This window comes from Streptomyces sp. NBC_01198 (assembly GCF_036010485.1).
In the GTDB taxonomy this organism is placed as follows: Bacteria; Actinomycetota; Actinomycetes; order Streptomycetales; family Streptomycetaceae; genus Actinacidiphila.
Genome location: NZ_CP108568.1, coordinates 840,336 through 858,881, shown reverse-complemented (window position 1 = coordinate 858,881; position 18,546 = coordinate 840,336). Strand labels below are relative to the sequence as shown.

Below are 18,546 nucleotides of genomic sequence, written 5' to 3'. Positions count from 1 at the left end.
AAACAGGACAGTCGAGACGTCAGTCAGTTGGCGAGTCAGGCCCACCCGTAGCGTCACCACGAACATCATCACTGTCAGTTGGAGATCGCGTTGACCACGCTCTCGCCCAGTGCCCCGATGCCGGCGACCGCGGCACTGGATTCCACCGGGTGAAGGGTTCCTCAACCCCAGCCAGTACCGCCAGATATATGATTCGGCGCTTCCGTCGGCTCAAAATCCCGGTGCGGCGGGACCGGATGTGAGCAAGAGGGTGACGTGGAATTATCATCGATCGATAGTCGGTCAGCTCGTCCCTGGCCGGTCGAAAGGTGCGAAGAACGCGACGGACGTCGTGGTCATGGCGATTCCGTGTATCGCGGCCGGCTATCCCGCTCCGGTGGATACCGCCGCCGTCGCCACGTATGAGATCGACGACAGCGGGGATCCGATCCGGAAGTCCAGGAACGTCCCTGGCTACGACGTCCACGCGCTGGCGCTGGCGGCCTGCCAGTCGAACGTGATATCCGGGCCGGCCGCTCGGCGCCGGACGCCCCGGGGGCGAGCGGGGGGCTCAGCGGCCCTGGTCGAGCAGGTCCAGGACCAGTTGGACGACCTCGTCCGTGCCGGCCTCGGCCAGCGCGGTGAACGCGCCCCCGTGGCGGGACAGGACGATGCCGACGAAGGCCGCCACCGCGATCTCCGCCCGCAGTTGGGGGCGGTCCAGGCCCTCACGGGTGAAGCGTTCGCGCAGCGGGTCCACCAGCCGCCAGTGCAGCTGGCTCGCGGCGGCGGCCTGGACTGCGGGGTCCTCCAGGGGGGTGACCGCGGCCCGGAAGACCGGGCCGGGGCCGCGCTGGGCGACGCCGTTGACCAGCATCAGGTTGCGTTCGGGTTCCAGCAGGTCGGCGGGCCTGGCGCTGGCCCGGTCCAGGTCGAGGACGGCGATGTACAGCTGCGCCTTGCCGCCGAAGTAGCGGGCGATCAGCGCCGGGTCGACGCCGGCGCGTTCGCCGATCTCCCTGGTCGTACTGCGGTCGAAGCCGCGCTCGGCGAACAGGCCGGCCGCCGCCTCAAGCAGCAGCTGCCGGCTGCGGGTGGAGTCGCGCCGTCTGGTGGGGCTCACCGGCCGGACCGCCCCGGTGCCGGGGTGACGCTGTCCTCGACGGTCTCCGCGTCGGCGATGCTCTCGTCCATCAGGATCTCCTCGTCCACGGGCACGGGGGCCACGGTCCGCCGCGCCGCGGTGGCCCGCCCCGGCAGGACGACCGCGACGACGGCGGTGACGACCCAGATCGCGCACCCCAGCCAGGCGGCGGCCTGGTAGCCGCTGTTGGCCGGCAGCAGGCGGCCGGAGGCGGTGTGCGCCTCCAGGACGACGGCGCTCAGCACGCTGCCGGTGGTGTAGCCGATGGTGCGCAGCACCTGGTTGAAGCTGATGGCGCTGCCGGTCTCGTGCGCGGGCACCGCGTTGACGATCAGTCCCGGCATCACCGCGAAGGTGCATCCGACGCCGAGTCCGGCGACACCCATGACCAGGAACAGCTCCCACAGGCTGCCCCGGGCCAGCAGGAAGACCACCATCGACAGCAGCGAGATCCCGCAGCCGATGGGCAGCACCATCGCCGCGGAGGTCCGCCGGGTCAGCAGCGGCACCAGTTTGCTGGAGGCCACGCTCGCGGCGGAGAAGGGCAGCAGCACCAGCCCGGTGACCAGCACGGAGGTGCCGAAGCCGTAGCCGGTGGCGCTCGGGGTCTGCACGAAGCGGGTGACCATCGACATCAGCATGTACATCGCCACACCGGCTATCAACCCGGCGACGTTGGCGGTCAGTACCGACCGGTTGCGCAGCGTCCGCAGGTCCACCAGCGGGTGGGCGGTGCGCAGCTCGTGGAGGCTCCAGCCGACCAGCAGGGCCAGTGCGACGAGGACCAGGGCGAGCACCCGGGCCGAGGTCCAGCCCCACACCTCGCCGTCGCTCAGCGCGAGCAGCAGCGAGGCCAGTCCGAGGGCGAGCAGCGCCGCCCCCGGGGCGTCCAGCGGCCGCTTCTCCCGTGCGCCGACCCCGGGGACGACCAGCGCGGCGGCCAGCAGGGCGAGGCCGCTGATGGTCGCTCCGAACCAGAAGCCCGCGTGGATGCCCAGCGACTCGGTGATCAGCCCGGTGAGCGGGTAGCCGAGGCCGACGCCGGCCACGGTGGTGATGGAGAGCAGCGCCACCGCCGGGCGTGACCGATCGGCCGGCAGCACGTCGCGTGCGGTGGCGATGGCCAGCGGGATGAGCCCGAGGCCCACCCCCTGGAGCCCGCGCCCGGCGACCAGGTAACCGAATCCGAGCGGCAGCGCCGCCAGCACGCTGCCGGCCAGCACCACCGCGATCGCCCCCAGCACCACCCTGCGCCGGTGCGGCCCGTCGCCCAGCCGTCCCAGCACGGGCGTGGCGACCGATCCGACCAGCAGCGTGATCGTGAGCGACCACTGCGCGTCGGCCAGCGAGACGTGGTCCACGTCGGCGATGGTCGGCACCAGCGGAGCCCCGAGGCTGCTGATCACGGCCACCACTGTGCCGAGGAACACCAGCACCGGAACCAACGCACGCTGCCGCAGGTCAGGCCCTACGCGTCCGGCGGTCATCCACACTCTCCCAGCTTGTCATCGCATGATGTCTTCACACGATGACATAGCTGCGCCGGCAGATGCAAAAAGGACGCCAGGGCTGCGAAAGGCGGCTGTCCCCGCCCGTCACCAGGGCAGGGACAGCCGCCGTGTCCGTCGCGGTGGAGGCCTCAGCCGGCCTGGAGGGCGACGTGGCCGAGGTCGAACTCCTCCCAGGGGCCGATCGCGGTGCGGTTGGCGATCAGCGCCGCGGCGCCCGCGTTCTCGGCCGTGACGATGTGCTGGTTGTTGTAGGCGCGGAAGCTGACGCTGCCGTCGGGGTTGTGGATGAGGTAGAACGTCTCCCACGGCCCGGGCGCACCGCGGTTGGCGACCAGCGGCGAGTTCCCGTTGCTCTCGGCGGTGATCCAGTTGTTGTTGGAGCGCGCCTTCAGGTTCACGGTGCCGTTGTTGTTGGCGACCATGGTGAAGGTCTCGTTCGTGCCGACCGAGGTGGCGTCGGCGATGAGCGAGGTGGTGCTGTTCGCCGCGTCCACGTACTTGCCGTTGGCGTGGGCCTTGAGGCTGATCACGGACACGGTGGGCGGCGGGAACGAGGTGGTGTTGTTGCTGTAGCCGGCCGCGGTGATGTTGGCCTGCACGGAGTTCTCGGTCGCGTCGCTCGGGAAGCCCTTCGTGACGGCGCCCTCGAAGAACTCACCCGTGCCCTCCGGGCTGTTGTCACCGCCGGTGCCCAGTTCGACCGAGGGCTGCACCTTCATCGGGTTGTAGCCGTTGGGCAGGGCGCCGGAGTACGCCTGCGTCAGCCCGCCGGACTGCCCGTTGCCGTATTTCAGCGTGAAGTTCGTCGTGCCGTTGTTCTTCTCCCACGCGGACAGGAAAGAACCGGTCTCGCTGGGGATGTTCGACGGGTTGGGGCCGGCCGCGCTGAAGTACATGCCGTTCTCGAGGTCGCCGCCGACCCACGGGCCCGATCCGGTGCAGCCGCCGGTCCAGCAGGCCGAGCCGTAGTAGATCGCGTTCATGGTCGCGTTGCCGTCGTCGGAGTCGTTGGTCTCGGCCGAGCCGAAGTCGAAGCAGCAGCTTCCGCTGGTGATGTTCGACGACGTGAGCATGTAGATGCCCTCGGGCTGCGAGCCGGTGGGCACGTTCTTGGCGGCGTTGTTGCGGTATCCGGTACCGATGTTGTCGACCAGCACGCCGTAGGCGTCGTGGCCGCCGACGGTGATCGGCAGGGCCATCGCGTCGGCGCCGACGTCCGAGCCGTTCGGGCCGGGACCGGACAGGCTGCCCGAGCAGCCGGAGCAGGAACTGCCCGGCGAGATCGGCAGGTTGTTGGCGTTTGACGTCTGGTCGTACAGCTGGGTGATGGTGCACGTCGTGCCGGAGCAGAAGGAGACCTGCGGCGCCGCGTTGGCCACCCCGCCCGCCGACGCGAGGCCGACGTTCAAGGTCTTGCTGTCCGAGACGCGCTGGACCTGGTAAAGCGGGCCGTTGTACGAGGTGAACATCGCCCGGGTGGTGCTGTACGCCGCCTCGCACGGCGTGCCACCGGACGCGTAGACGTCGCAGGGCCCCGACGAAGCCGCCCTGGCCGGCGTCGCCGTCGTGCCGAAGACCGGCACCGCGATCGCCACCGCGAGCAGGAACGCGAGGAGCAACCGCGTCCGGCGTCGGAGTGTGGGTATGACCAGCACAAATGCCTCCGGAAATGTGATGGTGCCATTCCGCCCGTGGCGTTGAGCCGGATCACGGCCCCGCTCATCGTCGGGCGCGGTCGGAGATCGCCGGTTGTGCTCGACTCGCTGCAAATGGCGGCGTCCCTGTGGCGCAGCACACATATTCAGCCGGTGCTAGGCGTAAGTCAAAACGCGGCCCCGCGACAATGGCTATTTTGAAAGGTCTTTGCGGTAAAGGCGGCCCTGTTCTGCGGGGCCTTATGTACAAAGTGAGCGAAACAGGCGGTGAGGCCGGTCGGCCGGGGAGCCGTCGCCGCGGCCGCCCGGACCGGCCCGGCCGCCACGGGGGCGTAACAAAGTCGCGTCCCCGGGACGTCTTTACCTGTAGTGATCATCGGCCGCCGGCGCGGCCGTCCCGATCGTCCCGGCAAAGAACTGGAGTTCCGTCTTGTCCACCCGATCCCTTGGTTCCACCCGCCCTTCCCGCAGCAGGCGCCGCCTTCGTGCCGCCTCGGCCGCCGTCGCGTCTGCGGCCGCCGCCTCGGTACTGCTCGCCGCGGGTCCGGCGGGCGCCGCACCCGCGGCCTCCGGTCCGGCGCCCGACTACCCCGGTCTACGACAGGCGTTGGCCGGTGTCGTCGCGGCAGGCTCGCCCGGCGCCTTCGCGCTCGTGAGCGACCGGGGCGGCGCCGGCGGGACGGTCAGCACGGGTACCGGCGACCTGGCCACCCAGGCGCCGGTGGATCCCCGGGGACGTTTCCGGGTCGGCAGCATCACCAAGAACTTCACCGCCGTGCTCACCCTGCAACTCGTCGCCCGCCACCAGGTCGACCTCGACGCGCCCGCCACCGCGTACCTGCCCGGGGGAGTGCTGCCGGCCGGGTCGCCGATCACCGTGCGGCAACTGCTCGACCACACCAGCGGCCTGTACGACTACAGCAACGACCTGCCCGGCATCCTGGTCGGCGACACCGTCACCGGCTACCAGCAGTTCCGCTACCGGACCTACGCCCCCGCCGATCTGGTCGCCGGAGCGCTGACGCACGGCTCGCAGTTCACGCCCGGCAGCCAGTACGAGTACTCCAACACGAATTTCGTGGTGCTCGGCCTGCTCGTCGAGCACCTCACCGGGGAGCCGTTCGCGAAGGTCCTCACCGACCGGATCCTGCGGCCCGCGGGTCTGACCGCCACCGGGTTCGTCGTGCCCCGCACCGACATCCCCGGCCCGCACGCCGTCGGCTACCTCACCGAGGACGACCGCTCCAAGCCGCTGTTCGACGCCACCGAGCAGACCGCCTCGTGGATCTGGACGGCCGGCGCGGCCATCTCCACCACCGCCGACCTCAACCGGTACTGGCGCGCCCTCACCTCCGGCGCGCTGCTGCCCGCCGCGCAGCTCGCGGAGATGGAGACCACGCAGCCGGCGGACACCACCGGCACCTCCTTCTACGGCCTCGGCATACGCCAGTACACCCTGTCCTGCGGCACCCAGGTGTACGGCCACGACGGGATCCTCCAGGGCTACCAGACGTACTCCTACACAACGAAGGACGGCTCCCGGCAGCTCACCGTCTCGGCCGACGCGTCCAACAACTCCGACGTCTTCGCCGCCGAACGCACCGCCCTCGACCCGGTCTTCTGCGGCGCCCCCGCGTCTCCCGCCGCCACCCGCAAGTCCGCCACGGCCGCCACCCACGTCGCCCAGGAGGAGACCACCGGCCTCGCCCCCGCTCCCCTGCGCCACTGACCCGACCGCCCACGACGCGGGCCCCCACCGTTCTCACGGTGGGGGCCCGCCGGCATCGCGGCGCAGGGGGTCCGCCGCTCGCCTCGCACGAGGTTATCTGACTAGAGTCAGAGAATGGATGCGACGGAGATCGAACAAGTACGGCGGTTCAACCGCACGGTCACCGAGCGCGCGGGCGTGCTGCACGATCACTACCTGGGCTGCGGCCGGCGGATCGGCGAGGCCCGGCTGCTCTGGGAGATCGGCGAGCGGGGCCAGGACGTGCGACGCCTGCGGGAGCGTCTCGGGCTCGATTCCGGCTACACCAGCCGGCTGCTGCGCTCCCTGGAGACCGAGGGCCTGCTGACGGTGGAGCCGCAGCCCGAGGACAGGCGCGTGCGGATCGCGCGGCTCACCGCCGAGGGCCGGGCGGCGCGCGCCGTGCTCGACGCCCGCAGCGACGAGCTCGCCGGTTCCCTCCTCAAGCCGCTCAACCCCGCACAGCGAGCGCGGCTGGTCGCGGCGATGGCCGAGGTCGAGCGGTTGCTGACCGCCGCCTCCGTCACGCTGGACGTCGTCGACCCCGACCATCCGCAGGCCCAGCACTGCCTGTCGTCCTACTTCGCCGAGATGCAGGAGCGTTTCGAGAGCGGGTTCGACCCTGCCCGCAGCCTGCTGCCCGACGCCGGTGAACTCCGGCCGCCACGCGGCCTGTTCCTGGTCGCCCGGCTGCACGGCGAGCCCGTCGGCTGTGCCGGTCTGAAGCTGCCGCCCGGGGCGCCGGCGGAGATCAAGCGCATGTGGGTCGCCCCCCGTGCCCGCAGGCTCGGACTCGGCCGCCGCTTCCTGGCCGAGCTGGAGGAGCGGGCGGCCCGGCACGGCTGTGACACCTTGCGCCTGGACACCAACAAGGCGCTCGACGCGGCGATCAGCCTCTACCACTCCTTCGGCTTCCAGGAGGTCGCCGCCTTCAACGACGAGCCGTACGCCCACCACTGGTTCGAGAAGCGGCTCACCGCACCGGAGTGACGGGGGCTACCAGCCTTCGCGCGCTGCGTGCCACCGCCGGCCACAGGCAGCACGGCTCCCCGGCGTCCGGGAAGGACCCGTCTTATATCGTGCACCGATATCGGCTTCCGTAGAGCCGGAACCGCGATCGAGGAGTGAGCGATGGGTATGCCCGCGACGCCGGCCGAGGCGGGCGGCACTCCGGCACCGGCCGCCGGGGCCGGCGAGCTGAAGCGGCACCTGGGCGTTTTCGACGCCGTGGTGATCGGGCTCGGCTCGATGGTGGGCGCGGGCGTCTTCGTCGCGCTCGCGCCGGCCGCGGCGGCGGGCGGGTCAGGACTGCTGCTGGGCCTCGGGCTCGCCGCGGTGGTGGCCTACTGCAACGCCACCTCCTCCGCCCGGCTGGCCGCGCGCTACCCGCGGTCCGGCGGGACCTACGTCTACGGGCGGGAGCGGCTCGGCGAGTTCTGGGGGTTCCTGGCCGGCTGGGGCTTCGTGGTCGGCAAGACCGCCTCGTGCGCGGCGATGGCCCTCACCGTCGGTTCCTACGTGTGGCCCGGGCAGGCACATGCCGTCGCGGTCGCCGCCGTGGTGGCACTGTCCGCGGTGAATTACCTGGGCGTCCAGAAGTCGGCCTGGCTGACCAGGGGAGTCGTGGCGGTCGTGCTGGCGGTTCTCGCCGCCGTGGTGGTCGCGTGCGTGAGCGGCGGCACCGCCGGGTCCGCCCACCTCCGGATCGCCTCCGACGTCGGCTTCGGCGGGGTACTGCAGGCCGCCGGGCTGCTGTTCTTCGCCTTCGCCGGCTACGCGCGCATCGCCACCCTCGGCGAGGAGGTCCGTGACCCGCAGCGGACCATCCCCCGGGCGATCCCGCTGGCACTGGGCATCACACTGGTCGTGTACGCGGCCGTCGCCGTCGCCGTCCTGCTGGTGCTCGGCCCGGAACGGCTCGCCCACGCCTCCGCACCGCTCGCCGAAGCCGTACGCGCCGCCGGCGTGCCGGGACTCGGCCCCGTCGTGCGGGCCGGCGCGGCCGTCGCTGCGCTGGGGTCACTGCTCGCCCTGATACTCGGAGTCTCGCGCACCACCCTGGCGATGGCCAGGGACCGGCACCTGCCCCATGCCCTGGCTGCCGTCCACCCCCGCTTCCAGGTGCCGCACCGCGCCGAGTCGGCGGTCGGGGCCGTCGTCGCGGTCCTGGCGGCCACCACGGACGTCCGCGGTGCCATCGGCTTCTCCTCCTTCGGGGTACTGGCCTACTACGCCGTCGCCAATGCCTCGGCCTTGACCCTCAGCCCCGCCGAGGGGCGGCCCGCGCCGATCGTGCCGGTCGTCGGCTCGGCCGGCTGCCTCGTCCTGGCCTTCGCGCTGCCACCGGCATCGGTCCTGGTGGGAGCCGCGGTGATCGCGGCCGGCGCGGGCTCCTACGGCGTACGCAAAGCCACCGGACACGCCTGACAGGCCGGTCACGGCCGGGGGTGGTCGGTGCCGGGCAGCACCTCGCGGGCCAGTTCGGCCAGCGCCCGGCGGTCCTCCTCCAGCGCCGCCCTGCCCGCCTCGGTCGCCCGGTACACCCGACGGCCGCGGCCGTCGACGATCCGCTGCTCGGAGGTCAGCAGCCCGTCGGACTCCAGCCGGTGCAGCGTGGGATAGAGGGTGCCGGGGCTGATCCGGTAGCCGTGGCCGGCCAGTTCCCGGGTCATCCACGCGCCGTGGATCTCCTCCTGCGCCGCGTGATGCAGGATGTGCAGTCGCACCGCGGCCCGCTGGAACTCCCCCACCCGTCCACCGCCTCCGCTCTCGCCGTACCGGTGACGCATCCGATATCGGGCCTCGATACTACGGGCGCGGCAACGAGCCTCCTGCCCGCCCGCGAAGGGCCCGGCCGTCACGCGACGGCCGCCGCGGTCGGGGCGACCGGATCATGCCCGCCGGCCGCGATGCGCCCGAGGGGCAGCGCAATTGGCCACGGCTTTGGCACCTACCTGCCGCTTCGGTCCGGGGGCTGGCGCCTCGTTCCCTGCCTCGGGGCGCGGTGAACCGCGTCCCTCCTCAGCCCTTCCCCTCGGGCTTGCCTTTCGCCAGACCCTTGCCCTTGCCCTTGCCCTTGCCCGGGCCCGGGTCCTTGCCGGGGCCGTGGCCGTGGTCGGGAGCCGGCGGGGCCTGGGGGCCGTGACCCGGTCCGCCCGGTCGCGCGACGGCCGCTGCCCGCGTGGGGCCCCGCGACGGGTCGACGGGAGACGTGGTCCGGCGGGGCGTACGGGTCGCGGTCACCGGCCGCGGGCTGCTGGGCGTCGTCGCCGGCGACGTGGCCGTCGCGGGCCGGTCGTCGGCCGTATCCGGGGCGTGATGGCCGCCCGCCGTCACCAGCAGAACGATGCCCGCCGCCATCAGCGCGGCGGCAGTCGTGGCCGCCAGGGCGAGCGGCACGCGTCGCCGCCGTATCCAGCGGCGTTGTGGCGATCCGGCGGCGGCCGCTGCCCCTGGTGCCACGAGCACCGGCACGGTGGCAGGCGGGCGCACCTACGTGTCGGGGGCCGAGCGGAAGAGTGCGGCGCACTCGTCCGCACCGGGTCGTGACGCCGGGTCGGAGCGTGTCATCGCCTCCAGGATCGGCCGCAGGGGCTCGGGCACATCCCCCCCGGTCTCCGGGGACCTCAGCACTCTGGCGTATGCGGCCTCCGGCAGCGTGCCCTGGAACTCCCGCGCGCCCTTGAGGCATTCGAGCAGGACGAGCCCCAGCGAGTAGACGTCGGAGGCCGGTGCTGAACCCTTGCCGAGGATCTGCTCGGGGGCCATGTAGGCCACGGTGCCCACGAGCGTGCCCGGTTCGGCGCGGGTGGCTTCGTCGATCGGGCGTGACACTCCGAAATCGGCGAGAAAGGGCTCCCCGTCCGCGTTCAGCAGGACGTTGGTCGGCTTCATGTCGCGGTGCACCACGCCGGCGGCGTGCACGTGCGCCAGTGCCGACGACAGGCGGCGGCCGAGCCGTACGACGTCGCCGTACGGCAGTGGACCGGCCGCGATCCGCTCGCGCAGGGTGGAGCCGTCGATGTGGTCGACCACCAGATACGCGCCCTGTGCGTCGCGGCCGGCGTCGTAGACGGTCACCAGATTCCGATGGCGCAGCCGGGCCAGCAGGACGGCCTCCTCGCAGAAGCGGTCCTCGACCACCGCGCTGGTACCCGGACGGAACCGCTTCACGGCCACCGTGCGGCCCAGACGCAGATCCGTCGCCAGGAAGACGTCCGCGGTACCTCCCTGTCCCAGATATCCCTCCACCTGGTAGCGACCGGCCAGGACCTCGGCGCCCGGCTCGCCCGCAGGCAGCTCCCCCCGCGAGGAATCCGGCATGGGGCAGCTCCTTCGGGCAGGTGATACACGACGGGGACCGCGTACCCGGCGGACCGCGGCGCACGCCCGGCCGGCGTACAGCACCTACCGGAGCCGGCCCGCGCGAGGTCGCGGACGGACCGCCGCGCGCGAGCCCGGTTCGACGGGGTCGCCGTGCCTCCTGACCGCCCTGGGCCCGCCGAGCGGGCCGTGCAGCCGCACCGGGCGCGGCCGCACTCATGTCCCGCCCGCCCGGCCTTCCGCCGTGTGGCGCTGATGCAGCACCCGTCCGAGGATCGCGCCGCCGTAGACGACGAAGCCGACGCCGGTGAGCCAGGACTGGACGACCAGGATCGTGCCCACCGGCCCGTAGGTCACGGCGTTCGAGGCGATCAGCGGGGAGAAGACGAGGCCGGAGAAGATCCGCAGACCGATCAGGCCCAGCGTCGTGGCCACCGCCCCCGGCAGCAGGGCCCGCCAGCTCACGCGTCCGACGAGCAGGAACCGCTGGGACCACCAGAAGAAGAACAGCGAGACGACCACGGTGAGCACCACCCCGAGGGCCTGCTCGCCGACGCTCGTGCCGTGAGCGAGCGCCGTGACGGCGACGAGCAGGAAGCCGACGAAGAGCGCGAGCCAGATGATGTGGCGCCACAGCGAGTGCCAGTGGGCGGCCTTCAGCTCCCACGCCTTCTCGTACCCCGTCTGCAGCGCCGTGCCGAAGGTGAGACCGAACGCGGCGAGCACGGCGATCCCGAACGCCGTGGTCCGGCGCAACGCCTGCGCCGGACTGACGACCACCTCGGCGATGCGTGTCCGGGACGAGGGGGACAGGCCCAGGACTCGCCCCAGGAACTTCCCCGCTCCCAGACCGCTGTGCGGGTCGACGGCGCCGACGAGGGTCAGGAGGGGCAGCAGCGTGAGCAGGCTGAGGGCGGCGAAGCTCAGCGCCCGGGCCATCAGCTCCATCTCGACGCCCCGGCGCACCACCAGCGCGGCGGAGGACGAGTCCCAGCGCCTCTTCCACCGGCGCCATCGGCGTCCTCGCCCGGATGTGGCTTCGTCCTCGTGGCTCACCCCCTCTTCCTATCCTCTCGGCCGTATCAGCTCCCCCTGACGACACGAGGACCCGAGCGCGCAATTCACCGGCGCCGTCCTTCCCGCGATCCTGCGTCAGTGCAGGTCACGCCTGAGATGACGGTGACTGCCGCCCGTCGGATCCGGCTCGATCCGCGCGTAGGCGTGATCGTGACAGCGGAAGCGCGGTAGCGTCGCGCCCGTGGATGAGCGAAACGGCCTTGGCGTCCCGCGTTCTCTTCAGGAGGCGTGCGATCCGCGGCGACTGGCCCTGCTGGTGTACGACATGCAGGTCGGCGTCATGGACCAGATCAGCGAGCGTGACCGGGTCATCAGCACGGCGGCGGCCGTGGTCGACGCCGCCCGGGCCGCCGGGGTCCGTACGTTCTTCCTGCGCCACATCACCCTCCCCGTCGAGCTGATGGGTGTCTCCCAGCTGCGCATGTGGCGTGGCTGGCAGCGGACCGACACTTCGGCCGGGGTGGTCTCGCCCTTCCCGCCGGACGCGGCGCAGACGCAGATCGTCCCCGAGCTGCGGCCGACGGAGCGCGACGCGGTGCTGGACAAGATCACCATGTCGGCGTTCGAGGGCACATGGCTCGACATCGCCCTGCGGGACTGCGGCATCACGACCGTGGCCGTCGTCGGGGCCGCCATGGAGATCGGCATCGAACCCACCGTCCGTCACGCGGCGGACCTGGGCTACATCCCGGTGGTGGTCACCGATGCCTGCGGGGCCGGCAACGTCGAGGCCGCCGAGCGATCACTGGCGGCACTGCGCTTCGCCGGTGACTCCCTGCTGGCGACGAGCGAGGAGTTCCGCGCCGTACTCGCCGCCCGCTGATTCCCGGCCGCCCTCCGGCCAGCACAGGAGCGGCCGGGCCGGTCACAAGGAGACGACCGTGCCGACGGTGTTGGGGACGAACGCCTCGGGGAAGCGGCGCGACATCGCGTGCTGCGCCCGCCAGCCGGTGCAGTGCGCGGGCATGAGCATCGACGGGGTCATCTCCGACAGGTCCGCCATCACGCGCGGGATCAGCGGCTCGAACAGCGGCCCGCCGAGATGGAACCCGCCGATGACGGCGTGGATCGGCCGGTCCTGCGTGAGGCGCCGCGCGTAGCGGCAGATGTTCACCACGCCGGAGTGCCCACAGCCGGTGACGACCATCAGCCCCTTGTCCTTGATGTCGACGATCATCGCCTGGTCGTCGAGGACCAGCGGATCGGCTTCCCACGCCCCGTCCAGCAGGGCCTGTTGCGGCGGGAAGCCCGGTTCGTAACCGGTGGTCCGCGGCACCTCGCCGGTGATCAGGACGGAGCCGTCGAAGAGGAAGCTGGGCTGCTGCTCCTCGATCACCGTGAATCCGGCCTCTTCCAGGGCGCGCCGGCTCGTCGTCGGGATCTCCACCGGCTCGCTGCCGGGCACCGTGAGCCGGCGGCGGCGCCAGAAGTGGGGGTGGATCAGCACCGGCAGGTTGACCCGCCCGCCCAGTACCCGGATCAGACCGTCCAGGCCCGTCGTGTGGTCGAAGTGGCCGTGGCTGCACACGATCGCCTCGATGGAGGTCGGATCGACCTTGAGTCGGCGGAGGTTCTCCACGACACCGTCCGGGCTCGTGCCGGTGTCGAAGAGGAACCGGTGCTCGCGACCGGCCTTGACCACGGTGATCAGGGCGGAGTATCCGTGTTCCGCCCGCAGCGGGTCGGGACCCCGTCCGTCGACCATGGTCGCGACCGGAACGCTGCCCCCGGTGCCGGGGCGCGGCCGCCGGGCGGGCCCCTGGTCGGGCATGAGCACGTCGGTGATGTTGTCCATCACCGACGTGACCGTCACCGAGTCGACCGGGACCAGCGGTACGGGCATGCGCGGCTCGAAGTCGTGCAGCACCCCTTCGGCGTGGTCAGCGGGAACACCACCGATACACATTCATCCAGTCTCACCCGGGATCCCCGCACCCGCAATCGCAGCCTGCGAGCCGGAGCGACCTGCCGCTTCGCTTCGATCCGCATTTCCCGACCGGAACTTTTGAGTTCGTTGACGCTATGATATCCGTATGGTTCAGCGTCGAACTGACACGCACTCGGATAGGCCGCTCATTCTCGGCAGGGAAAGCGTAATTCCACATTCCACGGAGGATTCCCGGTGAGGACCATGCCCGCCTTCTGTGAGGTCGGCGCGGTACCGCGATCCTGTGCGCCTCCAGCCTCGCCACAGCCGGCACCGCGTCAGCATCCCAGGAGTCCGGGGCAAGTTGCGAGCCGATCTGGGACCTCTGCCTGACGCTCTTCTACAGCAGTTCCCAGCTGGGTTCCCACACCTCCCTCTTCGGCAGCGACAACGACTTCGCGAACAACAAGTTCCTGAGCGCGGGTGCGGGTAAAGGGCAGGTCGTGAAGAACAACGCGGCCTCTGCCAACGTCTGGGCCCGGACGCCGACCGGCGGCCAGGAATTCGAGGTCATCTATTACAACAGCAACTACAAGGGCAGCTGCGACGCGATCAGTGCCAACTGGTACGCCGACAGGCTGGCCCACACCTACAACGAGAACGCCTCGTTCCAGGGCGCGGGAAATCCCAACGTCTGGGCAGGCTGCTACATCTTCAGCTGAGCTGCGGCCGACGGACCCGGGGGCGGTGCGGACCCTCGGGCCGGACGGGACGGCGCCTCCCGGCACGTTCCCTTGCCGCGCTCTTCCGGCTGCCGCGCTCCGCGGATCAGCCGAGTGCTTCGTCGAAGCTGCCCGCGTGCAGGTCGGCCAGTGCCGCCGTGCGGGTCTTCGGGCACGACTGCTGTGACGCGCTGTCGAGGTCCGCGGCCGTGCGCGGCTTCTGGCCAGGGTGCTCGCCGATCCAGTTCGCCAGCTCGACCGCCAGGTCGGCCTCGGCGCCCGCCGCGGAACCATCGCTCTTGAGCCTGGGCTCCAGCTTCCCCAGGAAGGCGCAGAACTGCGGCCCGTCCACCGGGTTCTTGCCGTCGGACGCACCGGTGTCCGCGGTCGTCGCCGCAACGGTCGCGGCGGTCGTCGCGGCAGGTGCGGACGAGGGAGCCTGATCCGAGGCGGACTTGCTCGGACCGCACCCGCAGACGGTGAGCAGCAACAGCAGAGCGACCGATGCCGTGCGCTTCATGATTCCCCCTCGGCCCACACCGCCACGGCGTTGGCGGCGTTCGCCGGCGAACACTATCGACCCGGTCCCGCCCTGTCCGCCCCTCGCGCCGTGCCTACGCCCCGCGGACCCGGCCCCCTCCGCCATCAGGCGTACGAGCGCCCGCGCCCCAGCAAGCGCACCGCTCAGGACACGTGCCCGCGGCCCCAGCCGCGGCGGACCCGCCGGACAGCCAGCGCCCCGCCCAGCAGGGCCACCGCGAGGAGGACCGCGACGCCGCGGAGCGTACCGGCCGTGTCACCCGCCGAGGCGTGCTGCATCGTGGTGGCCGCCCAGTAGCCGGGGGACGCGGGGGCGACGGTCCTGATCCACCCTGGCAGGACGGCCAGCGGCACCATGGCGCCGCCGACGGTGGTCAGGCAGAAGCCGCCGATGTCGAAGGTCGCGGTCAACTGGCCGAAGCTGCGGGCGGTGACGCCGACGGCACTCCCCATGCCGAGCAGCGCCAGACCCCAGGCGGCGCAGGCCAGACCGAGCAGGCCGGGGGAGTCGACGCTCACCCCGCAGACGGCGACGCCGACAGTGAGGACGACGGCCTGCTGCACGGCGAGCACACCGGCGATCGGCACCGCCTTGCCGACGAGGAGTTCGAGCGGACGCACCGGCGCCACGCGCAGCCGGTCCCAGGTGTGCCAGGCCCGTTCCGAGAGTATCGAGCCGCCCACGATCGACAGCGCCAGCAGCGAGAAGGTCACCAGCGCGCCGACGGCCGCCTGCCCCGCGCCCGCCGGGCCCTCGGCGGCCACGTAGAGGGGGCGCAGGGCGAGCATCACCAGGACGGGCATCAGGATCCGCCCGATGAGCGGACCGGGATCGCGCAGCAGCAGACGGGTGTTGTGGCGGACCAGTATCCCGGTCCGCAGCAGCCGGGGCCCCCGGCCGACAGGGGCGCCGGGGCCGGGCTCGCGGCGGGGCGGCAGGTCATGCGGCACGGCCGGCCTCCTCGGTGGCGGCGCCGGACGTGGCGAGGGTGGCGTAGAGGGCGTCCAGGTCCGGGCGGCGCACGTCCACGGCCGTGGGGGCGCAGCCGCAGGCCAGCAGCACGGCGAGGTCGGCCGACGGGTCTCGGGTGACGATGCGCAGGCGGTCCCCGGCGTCCAGCCGGGTACGGGCAGCCAGCGGCGCGGGCAGGTCCGGGCGCGGCAGGGCCGGGTCGAGGGTCATGTGGATCTCGCCGGGCAGGTCCGCGGTGAGCTCGGCGCGGGACCCTCTGGCCACCACCCGGCCGGCCCGCGCCACCGCCAACGTGGCGTCGAGGTCGACCAGTTCGGGCAGGTAGTGGGTGGTGTAGACGACGGCGGCGCCGGCCGCGGCGCGAGCCCGGACGGCGGACAGCAGGGCGGTGCGGGTCTGCGGGTCGGCGCCGGCGGTGGGTTCGTCGAGCAGCAGCACCGGCGGATCGCCGACCAGTGCGGTGGCGGCCTGGGTACGCCTGCGCTGGCCGCCGGACAGCACGCCGCACCGGCGGTCGAGCACGTCGGTGAGCATCAGGTCCGCGGCGGTCCTGGCGACCGCGCGGGCCGCCGCCGACCGGCGCAGGCCGGCCAGGCCGGCGAACAGCCGCAGGTGCTCACGAACGGTCACCTCCGGGTAGAGGGCCAGCTCCTGCGGTGCCACGCCGAGCAGGGCGCGGGCCTCGCGCGGCCTGTCCAGCGCGTCGACCCCGCACACCCTGGCGCTTCCCGCGTCGGCCCGCACCAGGCCGGTGACGATCTCGACGAACGTCGTCTTGCCCGCCCCGTTGTGCCCGATCAGCCCGACGACCTCGCCCGGCCGCACCTCCAGGCTGAAACCGTCCAGCGCTGCCCGCGCGCCGTAGCTCTTGCGCAACTCGTGAACCGCCAGCATCGCCCACCACCCCGTCCCCGGATCCCCGGCCCGCAGGCCGGCCCGGGTGTAAATGATCTACATCGTATAGATCTACAGTGTAGAGGCATGACGGGAAAACGGGAAGAGATCCTGGACGCCGCGGTGGCCCTGGCCGACGAGCGCGGCCTGGCAGGGGTGTCGATGCGGGCGGTCGCCACGGCGGTGGGCGTCACCCCGATGGCCCTCTACCCGCACGTCGGGGACAAGGCGGGGCTGCTCGACGCGATGCTGGGCCGGCTGCTGTCCACCGTGAGGCAGGGGGCGCCGGAGATGGCGGACGCGGCGGACTGGCGGACGCGGATGCGGGCCTTCGCCACCGCCGCGCGCGGCCTGGCCGCAGGCCACCCGTGGGCGGCCTCGCTGCTCTTCTCCCGCCCCGCGGTGGCGCCCGACGCGGTCGCCCTGGTTGACCTGTTCTACCGCGCCCTGCTCGACGCGGGGGTGCCGCGGGCCCATGTCCCGCGGCTGGAGCGGCTGGTGAGCACGTATGTGCTCGGCTGGATCGCCTCGGAGGCGGGCGGCCGCTTCGGCCCTGGCACCCTCGACCCCCGGGGCCGCCGCGGCCGGCACCCGCAGCGGGACCTGCCCGGCCACAGCGCGGTCGCCGCCTGGCTGGACCCACCGGTCGACTGGGACGCCGAGTTCGAGGCCGACCTCGACGACCTGGTGCGCCTGGTGGAGTCCGCGGCCGCCCGCGGATGACCCTCGCGGGCCGGCCTGACGGTGCTTCAGCGCAGGCGCTCCCGGGCGACCGGGTGGAGCCGTTCGGCCGGTTCGGCGTCCGGGGCGGATCCGGCGACGCCGGTCCCGGCCGCGACCGGCGCTGGTGCGGGCCGGCGGGTCCTCACAGGCGCTGGGCGAAGACCACGTCCCGAGCGGTGGCCCGGGCGGTGGCGACGGCGCCGAGGAGGACCGCGTCCTCGCCCAGCGCGCTGGCCACGACCCGGGGCCGCAGCGGGGTGAGCCGGCGCAGGGTGTCGCGGACCGTGTCGAGCAGCAGGTCGGCGCTGTGGCCGACGCCGCCGCCGAGTACGACGAGATCGGGGTCCAGGACGGCGGCGACCGCGGCCACGGTGTGCGCGAGCCGCTCGCCCTCCTGGCGGACCGCGGCGACCGCGGCGGGGGAGCCGGAACGTGCCGCGTCGAAGACGGACTTGGCGGTGAGCGTGCCGGTCATGCCGAGCGCGCGGGCGGCGCGGACCACCGCGTCGGCCGAGACGGTGTCCTCCAGGGTGCCCGGTTCGCGGCCGGGCCAGGGCAGGAAGCCGATCTCCCCGGCGGCGCCGTTCGCCCCGGTGAAGGGCCGGCCGTCGGCGACGATGCCCATGCCGAGGCCGGTGCCGATCATCACGTAGACGAAGAGCCTGCTGCCGGCGCCGACGCCGAAGGAGTGCTCGCCGAGGGCGGCGAGGTTCGCGTCGTTGTGGACGGCGAGCGGCATGCCCAACTCGTCGCGCATCCGGTCGAAGAGCCCGGCGCGGCCCCAGCCCGGCAGGTGCAGGGCGTAGCGGACCCGGCGTGCGGCCGCGTCGTAGACACCGGGGGTGCCGACGACCGCGTGCACGACCTTCGCCGCGGGCACCGCGGACTCGGCGACCACCCGGTGCGCGGTGGCGACCACCAGATCGGCCATCGCCGCCGACGTGCGGGCCCGGTTGCGGACGTCGCCGCGGGCGACCACCGAGCCGTCGAGGTCGGCCAGCGCCACCCGCAGCCAGGCCCGGCCGATGTCGATGCCGACCGCGTAACCGGCCGACGGGTCGGGGGAGTAGAGGACGGCGGACCTGCCGCGCTCGGGGACGTGGTGGCCGGCCTCGCGGACCAGCCCGGCCGCTTCCAGGGCGGCCAGCGCGCTGGAGACGGTGGGCTTGGACAGCCCGGTGGTGCGGGCGAGCTGGGCGCGGGAGGCGGGGGCGGCGCGCAACTGCTCAAGCAGCAGGCGCTCGTTGGAACTGCGCAGCCGCTGCTGGTTCCAGGGCCGGGCGCCGCTCTCGTGCCCGTCCCAGGGCCGCCCGCCCGCGCCGTCGCTGCTGGTCATGAAGGGCATTGTCACCCATCGTCCGGACAGCCGGGCGCAGGTCGGTGCGGCGCAC

18 protein-coding genes are annotated in these 18,546 nt (G+C 72.6%); 6 read left to right on the top strand and 12 right to left on the bottom strand.

Annotation, left to right across the window (positions count from 1 at the left end; translation table 11 throughout):
• Window positions 1–550 precede the first annotated feature (550 nt).
• The 3 genes from OG702_RS03845 to OG702_RS03835 form a co-directional block, all read right to left on the bottom strand.
• Window positions 551–1,102, bottom strand: a complete 552-nt coding sequence (locus OG702_RS03845) for a TetR/AcrR family transcriptional regulator (protein ID WP_327287458.1) — start codon at window positions 1,100–1,102, stop codon at window positions 551–553.
• Entirely contained in the window at window positions 1,099–2,610 is a 1,512-nt protein-coding gene (locus tag OG702_RS03840; protein WP_327287457.1) for an MFS transporter, read from the bottom strand. Before OG702_RS03840 ends, OG702_RS03845 begins: the two co-directional genes overlap by 4 nt.
• Before the next feature lie 152 nt (window positions 2,611–2,762).
• Window positions 2,763–4,253, bottom strand: coding sequence for an arabinofuranosidase catalytic domain-containing protein (locus OG702_RS03835; RefSeq protein WP_327287456.1), 1,491 nt, complete (start codon window positions 4,251–4,253; stop codon window positions 2,763–2,765).
• A gap of 466 nt (window positions 4,254–4,719) precedes the next feature.
• Here OG702_RS03835 and OG702_RS03830 point away from each other — a divergent pair, with 466 nt between their 5' ends.
• The 3 genes from OG702_RS03830 (at window position 4,720) to OG702_RS03820 (ending at window position 8,463) form a co-directional block, all read left to right on the top strand.
• A complete protein-coding gene (locus OG702_RS03830) occupies window positions 4,720–6,018 on the top strand; it encodes a serine hydrolase domain-containing protein (protein ID WP_327287455.1) in 1,299 nt (432 codons plus the stop codon).
• 114 nt (window positions 6,019–6,132) lie between these two features.
• The gene (locus tag OG702_RS03825) at window positions 6,133–7,026 is read left to right on the top strand and encodes a helix-turn-helix domain-containing GNAT family N-acetyltransferase (RefSeq protein WP_327287454.1); all 894 of its coding nucleotides are present in this window, start codon (window positions 6,133–6,135) and stop codon (window positions 7,024–7,026) included.
• A gap of 147 nt (window positions 7,027–7,173) precedes the next feature.
• Window positions 7,174–8,463, top strand: a complete 1,290-nt coding sequence (locus OG702_RS03820) for an APC family permease (RefSeq protein ID WP_442814687.1) — start codon at window positions 7,174–7,176, stop codon at window positions 8,461–8,463.
• An 8-nt stretch (window positions 8,464–8,471) separates the two neighbouring features.
• On the opposite strand, the gene OG702_RS03815 is transcribed toward OG702_RS03820, so the two are convergent.
• From OG702_RS03815 to OG702_RS03800, 4 genes are all read right to left on the bottom strand, one after another.
• Window positions 8,472–8,786: a PadR family transcriptional regulator gene (locus OG702_RS03815; RefSeq protein WP_327287452.1), complete on the bottom strand. Its 315-nt coding sequence runs from the start codon at window positions 8,784–8,786 to the stop codon at window positions 8,472–8,474.
• 271 nt (window positions 8,787–9,057) lie between these two features.
• The gene (locus OG702_RS03810) at window positions 9,058–9,435 is read right to left on the bottom strand and encodes a hypothetical protein (RefSeq protein ID WP_327287451.1); all 378 of its coding nucleotides are present in this window, start codon (window positions 9,433–9,435) and stop codon (window positions 9,058–9,060) included.
• A 93-nt stretch (window positions 9,436–9,528) separates the two neighbouring features.
• Window positions 9,529–10,359 carry a serine/threonine-protein kinase gene (locus tag OG702_RS03805; protein WP_327287450.1) on the bottom strand — a complete coding sequence of 277 codons (831 nt, stop codon included), beginning with the start codon at window positions 10,357–10,359 and terminating at the stop codon, window positions 9,529–9,531.
• 216 nt (window positions 10,360–10,575) lie between these two features.
• Window positions 10,576–11,415 carry a YhjD/YihY/BrkB family envelope integrity protein gene (locus OG702_RS03800; RefSeq protein ID WP_327287449.1) on the bottom strand — a complete coding sequence of 280 codons (840 nt, stop codon included), beginning with the start codon at window positions 11,413–11,415 and terminating at the stop codon, window positions 10,576–10,578.
• A gap of 202 nt (window positions 11,416–11,617) precedes the next feature.
• Here OG702_RS03800 and OG702_RS03795 point away from each other — a divergent pair, with 202 nt between their 5' ends.
• Entirely contained in the window at window positions 11,618–12,259 is a 642-nt protein-coding gene (locus tag OG702_RS03795) for a cysteine hydrolase (protein WP_327287448.1), read from the top strand.
• A gap of 42 nt (window positions 12,260–12,301) precedes the next feature.
• Here the strand turns inward: OG702_RS03795 and OG702_RS03790 are convergent, their stop codons facing one another.
• Complete coding sequence (locus OG702_RS03790; RefSeq protein ID WP_327287447.1) at window positions 12,302–13,342, bottom strand: MBL fold metallo-hydrolase; 1,041 nt, start codon at window positions 13,340–13,342, stop codon at window positions 12,302–12,304.
• A 464-nt stretch (window positions 13,343–13,806) separates the two neighbouring features.
• On the opposite strand from OG702_RS03790, the gene OG702_RS03785 reads away from it, so the two are divergent.
• The gene (locus tag OG702_RS03785; RefSeq protein WP_327287446.1) at window positions 13,807–14,025 is read left to right on the top strand and encodes a hypothetical protein; all 219 of its coding nucleotides are present in this window, start codon (window positions 13,807–13,809) and stop codon (window positions 14,023–14,025) included.
• 106 nt (window positions 14,026–14,131) lie between these two features.
• Here the strand turns inward: OG702_RS03785 and OG702_RS03780 are convergent, their stop codons facing one another.
• The 3 genes from OG702_RS03780 to OG702_RS03770 all read right to left on the bottom strand — a co-directional run bounded on the left by OG702_RS03780 (window position 14,132) and on the right by OG702_RS03770 (window position 16,432).
• Window positions 14,132–14,545 (bottom strand): hypothetical protein, encoded by a 414-nt coding sequence (locus tag OG702_RS03780; RefSeq protein WP_327287445.1) that lies wholly within the window; start codon window positions 14,543–14,545, stop codon window positions 14,132–14,134.
• Between the two features lie 164 nt (window positions 14,546–14,709).
• Window positions 14,710–15,516: an ABC transporter permease gene (locus OG702_RS03775; protein WP_327287444.1), complete on the bottom strand. Its 807-nt coding sequence runs from the start codon at window positions 15,514–15,516 to the stop codon at window positions 14,710–14,712.
• Window positions 15,506–16,432, bottom strand: coding sequence for an ABC transporter ATP-binding protein (locus tag OG702_RS03770; protein ID WP_327287443.1), 927 nt, complete (start codon window positions 16,430–16,432; stop codon window positions 15,506–15,508). The genes OG702_RS03775 and OG702_RS03770 overlap by 11 nt, the downstream gene beginning before the upstream one ends.
• A gap of 87 nt (window positions 16,433–16,519) precedes the next feature.
• On the opposite strand from OG702_RS03770, the gene OG702_RS03765 reads away from it, so the two are divergent.
• Window positions 16,520–17,155, top strand: a complete 636-nt coding sequence (locus OG702_RS03765) for a TetR/AcrR family transcriptional regulator (protein ID WP_327287442.1) — start codon at window positions 16,520–16,522, stop codon at window positions 17,153–17,155.
• A 142-nt stretch (window positions 17,156–17,297) separates the two neighbouring features.
• On the opposite strand, the gene OG702_RS03760 is transcribed toward OG702_RS03765, so the two are convergent.
• Entirely contained in the window at window positions 17,298–18,491 is a 1,194-nt protein-coding gene (locus OG702_RS03760; protein ID WP_327287441.1) for an ROK family protein, read from the bottom strand.
• Window positions 18,492–18,546 lie beyond the last annotated feature (55 nt).

Bases quoted from the DNA above. Each gene is read 5' to 3' on its own strand.
- OG702_RS03780 (WP_327287445.1), bottom strand. From the start codon at position 14,545: ATGAAGCGCACGGCATCGGTCGCTCTGCTGTTGCTGCTCACCGTCTGC.
- OG702_RS03760 (WP_327287441.1), bottom strand. From the start codon at position 18,491: ATGACCAGCAGCGACGGCGCGGGCGGGCGGCCCTGGGACGGGCACGAG.
- OG702_RS03825 (WP_327287454.1), top strand. From the start codon at position 6,133: ATGGATGCGACGGAGATCGAACAAGTACGGCGGTTCAACCGCACGGTC.
- OG702_RS03790 (WP_327287447.1), bottom strand. From the start codon at position 13,342: ATGTGTATCGGTGGTGTTCCCGCTGACCACGCCGAAGGGGTGCTGCAC.
- OG702_RS03840 (WP_327287457.1), bottom strand. From the start codon at position 2,610: ATGACCGCCGGACGCGTAGGGCCTGACCTGCGGCAGCGTGCGTTGGTT.
- OG702_RS03820 (WP_442814687.1), top strand. From the start codon at position 7,174: ATGCCCGCGACGCCGGCCGAGGCGGGCGGCACTCCGGCACCGGCCGCC.
- OG702_RS03765 (WP_327287442.1), top strand. From the start codon at position 16,520: ATGACGGGAAAACGGGAAGAGATCCTGGACGCCGCGGTGGCCCTGGCC.
- OG702_RS03805 (WP_327287450.1), bottom strand. From the start codon at position 10,359: ATGCCGGATTCCTCGCGGGGGGAGCTGCCTGCGGGCGAGCCGGGCGCC.
- OG702_RS03770 (WP_327287443.1), bottom strand. From the start codon at position 16,432: ATGCTGGCGGTTCACGAGTTGCGCAAGAGCTACGGCGCGCGGGCAGCG.